Source organism: Rhizomicrobium sp. (genome assembly GCF_056722145.1).
Map to the genome: position 1 here is coordinate 36189 of NZ_JBWZET010000033.1, position 9381 is coordinate 45569.

General features: G+C 67.5%; 8 protein-coding genes and 3 tRNA genes. All 11 read left to right on the top strand.

Annotated features, from left to right (window positions below; genetic code table 11):
* Positions 1-51: 51 nt before the first annotated feature.
* Positions 52-507 (top strand): MarR family winged helix-turn-helix transcriptional regulator, encoded by a 456-nt coding sequence (locus tag AC1P6P_RS02045; RefSeq protein WP_481400770.1) that lies wholly within the window; start codon positions 52-54, stop codon positions 505-507.
* A gap of 235 nt (positions 508-742) precedes the next feature.
* Positions 743-2068, top strand: coding sequence for an OmpA family protein (locus AC1P6P_RS02050; protein ID WP_481400771.1), 1326 nt, complete (start codon positions 743-745; stop codon positions 2066-2068).
* 202 nt (positions 2069-2270) lie between these two features.
* Complete coding sequence (locus AC1P6P_RS02055; RefSeq protein ID WP_481400772.1) at positions 2271-3482, top strand: LL-diaminopimelate aminotransferase; 1212 nt, start codon at positions 2271-2273, stop codon at positions 3480-3482.
* The gene (locus AC1P6P_RS02060; protein WP_481400773.1) at positions 3479-4759 is read left to right on the top strand and encodes a homoserine dehydrogenase; all 1281 of its coding nucleotides are present in this window, start codon (positions 3479-3481) and stop codon (positions 4757-4759) included. The genes AC1P6P_RS02055 and AC1P6P_RS02060 overlap by 4 nt, the downstream gene beginning before the upstream one ends.
* A 102-nt stretch (positions 4760-4861) precedes the next feature.
* Entirely contained in the window at positions 4862-5815 is a 954-nt protein-coding gene (glpX, locus tag AC1P6P_RS02065) for a class II fructose-bisphosphatase (RefSeq protein WP_481400778.1), read from the top strand.
* A 1-nt stretch (position 5816) separates the two neighbouring features.
* Positions 5817-7646 carry a single-stranded-DNA-specific exonuclease RecJ gene (gene recJ / locus AC1P6P_RS02070; RefSeq protein WP_481400774.1) on the top strand — a complete coding sequence of 610 codons (1830 nt, stop codon included), beginning with the start codon at positions 5817-5819 and terminating at the stop codon, positions 7644-7646.
* A 56-nt stretch (positions 7647-7702) separates the two neighbouring features.
* A tRNA-Glu gene (locus AC1P6P_RS02075) sits at positions 7703-7777 on the top strand.
* 320 nt (positions 7778-8097) lie between these two features.
* On the top strand, positions 8098-8709 hold the full coding sequence (locus tag AC1P6P_RS02080) for a cold-shock protein (protein ID WP_481400775.1): 612 nt from the start codon (positions 8098-8100) through the stop codon (positions 8707-8709).
* 73 nt (positions 8710-8782) lie between these two features.
* Positions 8783-8859, top strand: a tRNA-Pro gene (locus tag AC1P6P_RS02085).
* Between the two features lie 107 nt (positions 8860-8966).
* A complete protein-coding gene (locus AC1P6P_RS02090; RefSeq protein WP_481400776.1) occupies positions 8967-9272 on the top strand; it encodes an ETC complex I subunit in 306 nt (101 codons plus the stop codon).
* An 11-nt stretch (positions 9273-9283) separates the two neighbouring features.
* Positions 9284-9362 (top strand) — tRNA-Arg (locus tag AC1P6P_RS02095).
* Positions 9363-9381: the final 19 nt, after the last annotated feature.

Below are 9381 nucleotides of genomic sequence, written 5' to 3' on the forward strand. Positions count from 1 at the left end.
GTCGTGAATATCTCACGATATAAATATCTCATGACTAAGATAACTGCAAGAATGGATCGCGACAGCGACCCGAACGTCCTGCATCGCAACCTGGCGACGGCCGTGATTGCCTTCCACGACGCGGTGGCGAGGAAATCCGGGCTTTCCATCTCGGAGCACAAATGTCTCGGCGCTCTGGCCCTGACGGGGGCGGTAACGGCCGGGCATCTCGCGCGCGAGACCGGATTCACGACCGGTGCCATCACCGGCATCGTCGATCGACTCGAAAAGGCCGGGCACGTTAAGCGCGAACCCAATCCCGATGACCGGCGCAGCGTGATCATCCGTCTGCTCAACCCGGACGCCGCCCGCCGCCGCTCGCAGCCGCTGTTCCAATCGCTGACCGATGCAATGGCGAAGCTGCGGGCCGACTACAGCGAGGCCGAACTGGCAACGGTCTTCGACTATCTCGCCCGCACCACTGCGATCCTCAAGGAGGAGGCGCGCAAGCTGGATGCGGCGTCGTGAGCGGCGCCAGGGCCTCTTTCGCGCTGACACCGTCATGTGCTGGCGTAAGCACGCGAGAGGCCGCCGATTCGGCCGGATTTCGCGCCGAAATGGCGATGCGGCGCTGCGACATTTGATGCTGCAGCACCGACTTTATCACCAAATTCATGCCCTTGCGGGGGTATGACGGCTTGGAACGGACATACGGGCCTTGTATATGGCAAACCGGTGCCAACAAGGCGCCTAGGAGCTTTCCATGACGCTGGGCGTTCGCAAGATGAAATTGATGGGCGTTGCTGCGGCCGCCCTTCTCGCCATGAGCACCTCGGGCTGCTCCAGCTTGCCGTCCGTTCCCGATTGGGTCGATCCCACCACCTGGTTCGGCGACGACGAACCGGCCGACAGCGGCCAGACGCCCGATCTTGCTGGCGTGCCCGACAAGCCGGCCGCGACCAAGCCCGACGAACAGCAGAAAGTCGCCGAATCCCTCGCCGGCGATCGCGCCAATGCCAAGTACAGCGCCGAAGCGCTCAGGGGCGGTAATGAACCCGCTGCCACGCCGCCGGCCGAGGTCGCGCCCGAAGCGCCTGCTCCGGCCAAGCCGGCTGCGAAGCCGAAGGCCGCGCCCGCTCCGGCGCAGGTTGCCGCCGTCGATCGTTCGCTCAGCCAGGACCCAACCGGTACAGCGGCGCCCGGCACGCTGCCCGCGACCCAGCCCGGTTCGCCGGTCGCCGTCGCCGATGCCACGCCTCCGGCCGCCGCTCCAGTCGCGCCGGCTCCGGCCGCGCCTGCCAAGCCGGCGAAGAAGGGGCATCGCCCCCACCCGGTTCAGATCGCTGCCGCCACGCCGGCTCCGCAGGCGACCGAGGCCCCTGTGCCCGCTGCTACTCCGGTGGTCGCCGCGCCGCCAACCCGGGTTGCCTCCGTTTCTCCCAGCGATGCCGAGCTCGGCTTCAAGCCTTCCAGCGCGCCGCCGCTTGATCCGTCGGTGTCGCAGTTCGTTGCTGCGCCGATCGTCGATCGCTATCGCAGCACCGCTGCCGCCGCCGGCCTGAGCAACGCCCCAACCGGCGTCGCCAGCGTGGCGCCGCGCCGCCGCGTTGCTCGCCATAAGCCCACCGAGACCGCTGCGGTTGGTGGACCGTCGCAGATGGAAGGCCGCGTCGTGGCCAATCTCGATTCCATCGGCTCGGCGCCGCAGGCGAGCGTGATGGCCAATCCGAGCGGTGCCGCCGCCGTCGTCTATTTCGCGGGCGATGGCACGGGGCTCAGCGCCGAAGGCCGCGCCCAGGTGCGCGCCGTCGTCGAGCAGTTCCGCGCTTCCGGCGGGCAGGGCTATGTCCGCGTCGTCGGCCATTCCTCGAGCCGTACCGGTAACATGTCGGCCGAAGCCCACATCGCCTTCATCTTCAAGAAATCGCAGGATCGCGCCAATGCGGTCGCCCGCGAGCTGATCCACGCCGGCATTCCGGCCGATCACGTCCTCGTCGAAGCCGTCGGCGACACCCAGCCGGTGTATTACGAATCCATGCCCAAGGGCGAAGAGGGCAACCGCCGGGCCGAAATCTTCCTCGGCGGCTGATCCTTCGAGGCGCGTTTCGGGCGGTGAGTTTGGTCGACGGCGTATCGTAAAATTGCGCCGCCGGGGCTCTGCGCACACGGACTGCGCGGCATTGGCGCATTAGGCCGAGTCAAAAATGTCGCCAAACCCATTGACGCGGCGAGCAATCTGCCGTGTTTTGCGGCTGCAACCCCCAGAGGAGATGGTTCACACCTCGGAACCCATGCAAACCGACTTCCATCGCATCAAGCGCCTGCCGCCCTATGTCTTCGAAGAAGTAAATAGGTTGAAGGCTGCGGCGCGAGCGGCGGGCGACGACATCATCGATTTCGGCATGGGCAATCCCGATATGCCGACGCCGAAGCACATCGTCGACAAGCTGTGCGAAGTTGCGCGCGATCCCAAGTCGAACCGCTACTCCGCCTCGCGCGGCATCAAGGGCCTGCGCCGCGCCATGGCCGCCTATTACGGGCGGCGTTTTGGCGTCGATATCAATCCCGACACCGAAGTGATCGCGACGCTGGGCTCGAAGGAAGGCTTCGCCAACCTCGCCGCCGCCATCACCGCGCCGGGTGACGTCGTGCTGGTGCCCAATCCGGCCTATCCGATCCACGCCTTCGGATTCATCATCGCCGGTGCCGCCATCCGCCACATCCCGGCGACCAACCCGGAAGAATACCTGCGCCAGGTCGATCGCGCCGCGCGCCATTCGATTCCGTCGCCGCTCGCCGTGGTGGTGAACTATCCCTCCAATCCGACGGCGCAGGTGGTCGGGCTCGATTTCTATGCCGAGCTGCTCAAGATCGCCAAGAAGCACCAGATGTGGGTGCTGTCGGATCTGGCGTATGCGGACATCTATTTCGACATCGAACCGCCGCCGTCGATCCTGCAGCTCGAAGGCGCCAAGGACATCGCCATCGAATTCCAGTCGCTGTCGAAGACTTATGCGATGCCGGGCTGGCGCATGGGCTTCGCTGCCGGCAACAAGACGCTGATCGCCGCCTTGGCACGCATCAAGTCGTATCTCGACTACGGCGCCTATACGCCGGTGCAGGTGGCCGCTTCCGCCGCGCTCAACGGGCCGCAGGACTGTGTCGACGAAATCCGTGCCATCTACAAGGCGCGCCGCGACGTGCTGGTGGAAAGCATGGGCCGGGCGGGGTGGGAAATCGACGTGCCGCCGGCCTCGATGTTCGCCTGGGCCAAGCTGCCCGAGCAGTATCGCGCCCACGGCTCGATGGAATTCGCCAAGCAGCTTCTGGTGCACGCCAAGATCGCGGTCGCGCCCGGCATCGGTTTCGGCGAGTATGGCGAAGGCTATGTCCGTATCGGCCTGGTCGAGAACGAGCATCGCATCCGTCAGGCGGCGCGGAACGTGAAGAAGTTCCTGTCGCTGCGCATCAACGAACCACCAGCGCTGGATATCTCGAAATGAACGCAATGAAGATCGGCATCGCCGGCCTTGGCACCGTTGGGGGCGGGGTCGCGAAGGGTTTGCGCGCGCATAGTGAAATGCTCGACACGCGCGCCGGCATGCCGCTCGAACTCGTTGCGGTGTGCGATCGCGATCCGGAAAAGCGCGACGCGTTTGAAGCGCCGGCCAAGTTCGACGACATCAAGGCGCTGGCCGAGTCCAAGGCCGACCTGATCGTCGAACTGATCGGCGGCGAGAACGGTGCTGCACCGATGCTGGTGGAAGCCGCGCTCAACGCCGGTAAGCACGTCGTCACCGCCAACAAGGCGATGATGGCACGCCACGGCGCGCGGCTGGCGGCGCTGGCGGAAAAGAACGGCCGGGCGCTGCGCTTCGAGGCGGCGGTAGCGGGCGGCATCCCGATCGTCAAGTCGCTGCGCGAAAGCCTGATGGTCTATGGCGTCAAGGCGGTGCGCGGCATCCTCAACGGCACCTGCAACTACATCCTGACCCAGATGGAAGCGACCGGCCGCAGCTTCGGCGACGTGCTGAAGGATGCGCAGGCGCTGGGCTATGCCGAAGCCGATCCCGAGCTCGACGTTGGCGGTGGCGACACCGCGCACAAGCTGGCGCTGCTGACGGCGCTGGCGTTCGGCGTGGCGCCCGATCTCGACGCGGTGGCGCTCTCGGGCATCCGCCAGATCACCCCCGACGACATCAATTTCGCACGCGAGTTCGGCTATCGCATCAAGCTCTTGGGTGTGGCACGAAAGACAGAGGCCGGCATCATTCAGCGCGTGCAGCCGTCGATGGTGCGGGCGGGTACGGCGCTGGCCGACGTGGAGGGCGTGCTCAATGGCGTCGTTGTGAACGCTAACGAGGCGGGTCCCTTCTTCTTTGAGGGCCGTGGCGCCGGGGAATGCCCGACTGCCAACGCTGTCATCGCCGATATCGTCGATATCGCGCGCGGCAATGTCGGTTCGGTGTTCGGCGTCCCCGCAAACAAATTGTCAGCGCTGTCACAAGCACCCGCGGGTAGCGCATCGAGCGCGTTTTATCTACGCTTCCAGGTGCTGGACGTGCCCGGTGTATTGGCGGAGATCGCCGGCCTGCTGGCGAAGTGGCGTGTTTCGATCGAAAGCATGATCCAACGCGGCCGTGCCCCAGGGGAAGCCGTATCGATCGTCATGATCACGCACGAAACGACCTATGCGGCCGTGGAGAGCGCGCTTCAGACGATCGCCGGTTCGCCGAACGTGGTGGCGCCGCCGGTCATGATCCCGATGGAAGCGAAGTAGCGCAATCCGAAAAGTGTGAAGCGGTTTTCGGATAAATTGCGCGACAGTTAAGTCTCTCCGCCGTCATGCGCGGCCGTCGCGGCTGCCAAGAGCGGGAGTTTCATTTTGTCGAACTGGTTGGACCGCGCCTTCGCGTTGGAAGCCGTGCGCGTAACCGAAGCCGCCGCCACGGCGGTGGCTGATTTCATCGGGCGCGGCGACGAACACGCCGCCGATCACGCCGCGGTGGAGGCGATGCGCCGGGCGTTCAACTTTCTTCCCATCACCGGAACCGTGGTGATCGGCGAGGGCGAACGCGACGAGGCGCCGATGCTGTTCATCGGCGAGAAGGTCGGCAGCGGCAAAGGCCCGGCCATCGACATCGCGTTGGACCCGCTGGAAGGCACCACCCTGACGGCCAAGGCCATGGCCAATGCCCTGGCGGTGATGGCCTGGGCGCCCAAGGGTACGCTGCTGAACGCGCCCGACACCTATATGGACAAGATCGCCTGCGGCCCCGGCTACGAGGACGGCGTCATCGACCTCGACGCCTCGCCGGCCGACAACGTCCGCGCCCTGGCCAAGGCCAAGGGGGTCAAGCCGGAAGAGATCACCGTCTGCGTGCTCGACCGGCCGCGCCACGCCGAGATCATCGCCGGCCTGCGCACCGTCGGCGCGCGGGTGCTCTTGATTACGGACGGCGATGTCGCCGGCGTCATCCACACCGGCCAGCCGGAGACCGGGATCGACCTCTATATCGGCCAGGGCGGCGCGCCCGAGGGCGTCCTGGCCTGTGCGGCGCTGAAGTGCGTCGGCGGCCAGTTCCAGGGCCGGCTGGTGTTCCGCAACGCCGATGAGCGCGGCCGAGCCGAGCGGCTGGGCCTGACAGACTTCGACAAGAAATACTCCCTGCACGAGATCGTCCGCGCCGACGCCATCTTCGCCGCCACCGGCGTGACCAAGGGCGCCATGCTGGACGGGGTCCGTCAGGAGGGCGGCTTCATCAAGACCCATTCCCTGGTGATGAATTCCTCCAGCCGCACCGTGCGCGAAGTGCGGATGAAGAAGATCATCTGAGATGGCCGACGGGGCGGGCGGCGCAATCCTTTCGGCCGCGCCCTTCCTGGGCGTCGCCCGCTCGCTGACCGGGCGGGCCTGGCGCCAGCGCCCCGCCGATCCCGACCTGACTCGCCTGCACGGCCAGCGCTTCGGCCTGTCCGAGCCGCTGGCCAGGGCCCTGGCCGCGCGCGCGGTCTCGGCCGAGGCGGCGGCCGACTATCTGACCCCGACGCTGAAGGCGCTGTTCCCCGACCCGTCCAGCTTCATCGACATGGACCGCGCCGCGGCCATCCTGGTCGACGCGCTGGAGCGCGGCCGGCCGATGGCGGTGTTCGCCGACTATGACGTCGACGGCGCCTCCAGCGCGGCCCAGCTGGTCCGCTGGTTCAGGGCCATGGGCGCGGACCTGCCGATCTATGTCCCCGACCGGATGACCGAAGGCTATGGCCCCAGCCCCGCCGCCTTCCGCCGGCTGAAGGAGCAGGGCGCCGAGCTGGTGGTCACCGTCGACTGCGGCGCGGCCGCCCAGGTCGCGCTGGAGGCGGCCGCCGAGATCGGCCTCGAGGTCGTGGTCATCGACCACCACCTCATGCGCGACGAGGTTCCGCCGGCCGCTGCGCTGGTCAACCCCAACCGGCCGGGCTGCGGCTCCGGACAGGGCGTCCTGGCCGCCGCGGGCGTGACCTTCGTCCTTCTGGCCGCCCTGAACCGCGAGGCGCGCCGGCGTGGCCTGTTCGCGGGCGACCGGCGCGAACCGGACATCCGTCAGTGGCTGGACCTGGCCGCGCTGGGCGCGGTCTGCGACGTCACCCAGCTGACAGGCTTCAACCGCGCCCTGACCGCCCAGGGCCTGAAGGTGATGTCGGCCTGGGCCAATCCGGGACTGAAGGCGCTGATGGCGGTGGCGGGTTCCAGCGGCCCGGCCAGCGCCTTCCATGCCGGCTTCATCCTGGGTCCCCGGATCAACGCCGGCGGCCGCATCGGACGCTCCGACCTCGGCGCGCGCCTGCTCTCCACCGACGACCCGGCCGAGGCCGCGTCCCTGGCCGCCGAGCTCGACGCGCTCAACGCCGAGCGCAAGGGGGTCGAGCAGCAGGTGCTGGACGAGGCGGTCGCGGCGCTGGAGCAGGCCAACATCGATCCCGAGGCCCCGGTGCTGGTGGTGGCCGGGGAGGGGTGGCACCCGGGCGTCATCGGCATCGTGGCCGGCCGCCTGCGCGAGCGCTTCCGCAAGCCGGCGATCGTCATCGGCGTCGACCCCGCCACCGGGATCGGCAAGGGCTCCGGCCGCTCCCAGCCGGGCGTGAACATAGGCCGAGCCGTGCAGGCGGCGTTCGACCAGGGCCTCTTGATGGCCGGCGGCGGCCACGCCATGGCCGCGGGCCTGACCATGCGGGCCGAGCTGACGCCGGAGCTGCGCGACTTCCTGTGCCAGGCCTTGGCGGTCGAAGGCGCCGACGCGGCGGCCGCCGACGCCTACGAGATCGACGCCCTGATAACGCCCGCCGGGGCCAGCCGCGGCCTCTACGACGAGTTCCAGCGGCTGCAGCCGTTCGGCCCCGGCAATCCCGAACCGGCCTTCGCCCTGGCCGACGTCCGGGTCGAACAGGCCATGCCGATGCGCGGCGGCCATCTGCGCTGCCAGCTGGTCGACGGCCGGGGCGGACGAATCAAGGCCGTGGCCTGGCGGGTCGGCGACACCGATCTCGGCCGGCGCCTGGTCGCCGGCGGCGGCGCGCTGCACGTGGCCGGCCGGTTGAAGGCCGACGACTGGAACGGCCGCCAGGGCGTCCAGCTCGAAATCGAGGACGCCGCGGACCCCAGAATGCAAGGCTCTGCGGCATCGTGATCAGGCGGGCTTGCACCGCCCGGTGAAGGCGGATATATCGCCCTTCCTTCCGACGCGGTCCCTTCGTCTATCGGTTAGGACATCAGATTTTCACTCTGAAAAGAGGGGTTCGACTCCCCTAGGGACTGCCATCGGCCTTCACCGCATTCCAGGCCATCGGCGCGTCGGTTCCGGCGCGCGTCACCCGCGCGAATCATTTGCGCGTCATGGCGCCCATTTCGCGGCCGGTAAAATTTTACAGCGAGGAAATCTTTGAGTTTCCGCGCCGCCCCCGCCGGAGCGAGCAACTTTCAGTTGTAATGCGGCGTCTCAAACGGCCTCCGGCTGCGGCGTAATACCGCAATCGGCCGCCCGATATCGGCCGATCAGCCATTGACGCTGCCAATTGTCGAGAACAGTGTTATTTTGGGTAAATGTCCGGCGAGGCTAAGGGGCTAGCCAGAGGGGCCGCATGTCTAGTTATGGATTTGAAGATACCGATCCCCATGAGGAATCGGTCAGGATTAGCGGGCGCGTGAAGTGGTTCGATGCGGGGAAGGGCTACGGATTCATCGTTCCCGATGATCCGAGCCAGACCGGCCTTCGCGATGTACTTCTGCACGTGACAAGCCTGCGCAATTGCGGACGCGAGACCGCGGCGGAGGGTTCCACCATCGTCTGCGAGGTCGTCAAGCGGCCCAAGGGCTGGCAGGTGCAGGAGATCGTCGAACTCGACGAATCGTCCGCGCCGCCGCCCAGCGAGCGGCCGCATCGGGCGTTCGACCGGGACAGCGGCTTCCGCCGCGAGGACCGCGGCCATGGCGGCGGGGGCTTCCGCGACCGGCCGCCGCGCCGGCCGCCGATGGCCACCGGCCCCCTGGAGCGGGCCAAGGTCAAATGGTTCAACCGCACCAAGGGTTACGGATTTGTCGTCCGCGACGGCGAGCCCGGTGATATCTTCGTCCACATCGAGACCCTGCGCCGCAGCGGCCTGGAGGATCTGCAGCCGGGCGAGGACGTGATGGTGCGCTTCGCCGAGGGTCCCAAGGGCCTGGTGGTGGCGGAGATCGAAGCCGGGCGCTGAGCGGTCCGCCGTGCGGCGAGGCCGGGGCTGCATTGCGGCCTGCGGCTGCGCGTGGCAAGAACCCGCCTCCGATCGGAGCGTAGCGCAGCCTGGTAGCGCATCTGCTTTGGGAGCAGAGGGTCGCAGGTTCAAATCCTGCCGCTCCGACCATTTCCCGCACGGCGGCGTCGGCCTTGCGCCATCGAAGGCTTGCAGGACGCCAAAACCGCAGTAGGGATGGCGACCCTGAGCCTTTTCCCACCGGAACCCGTCCGCCCATGCTCGCGCGCATCTTCCGCCCCGCCAAGTCCGCCATGCAGTCCGGCCTGGCCAAGACCCGCGAATGGGTCCTGGAGTTCGAGCCGGCCAGCGCCCGCCATCCCGATCCCCTGATGGGCTGGACCAGTTCCACCGACATGGACGGGGAGGTGCGCCTGCTGTTCGACGACCGCGACCAGGCCGTCGCCTACGCCCAGGCCCATGGAATCCCCTTCCAGGTCATCGAGCCGCAGGACCGCAAGCGGATCATCAAGGCCTACGCCGACAACTTCGCCTTCGGCCGCAAGACCCCCTGGACCCACTGAGGTCCCGCGCAGAGCGCCCGTAGCTCAACCGGATAGAGCATCCGCCTTCTAAGCGGACGGTTGCTGGTTCGAATCCAGCCGGGGTCGCCACGACCGGCCATAGCCTTTC

Excerpts from the sequence above, each read along its gene's own strand:
- AC1P6P_RS02060 (WP_481400773.1), top strand. The coding sequence starts at position 3,479 with ATGAACGCAATGAAGATCGGCATCGCCGGCCTTGGCACCGTTGGGGGC.
- AC1P6P_RS02045 (WP_481400770.1), top strand. The coding sequence starts at position 52 with ATGGATCGCGACAGCGACCCGAACGTCCTGCATCGCAACCTGGCGACG.
- AC1P6P_RS02090 (WP_481400776.1), top strand. The coding sequence starts at position 8,967 with ATGCTCGCGCGCATCTTCCGCCCCGCCAAGTCCGCCATGCAGTCCGGC.
- AC1P6P_RS02050 (WP_481400771.1), top strand. The coding sequence starts at position 743 with ATGACGCTGGGCGTTCGCAAGATGAAATTGATGGGCGTTGCTGCGGCC.
- AC1P6P_RS02055 (WP_481400772.1), top strand. The coding sequence starts at position 2,271 with ATGCAAACCGACTTCCATCGCATCAAGCGCCTGCCGCCCTATGTCTTC.
- AC1P6P_RS02080 (WP_481400775.1), top strand. The coding sequence starts at position 8,098 with ATGTCTAGTTATGGATTTGAAGATACCGATCCCCATGAGGAATCGGTC.
- recJ (WP_481400774.1), top strand. The coding sequence starts at position 5,817 with ATGGCCGACGGGGCGGGCGGCGCAATCCTTTCGGCCGCGCCCTTCCTG.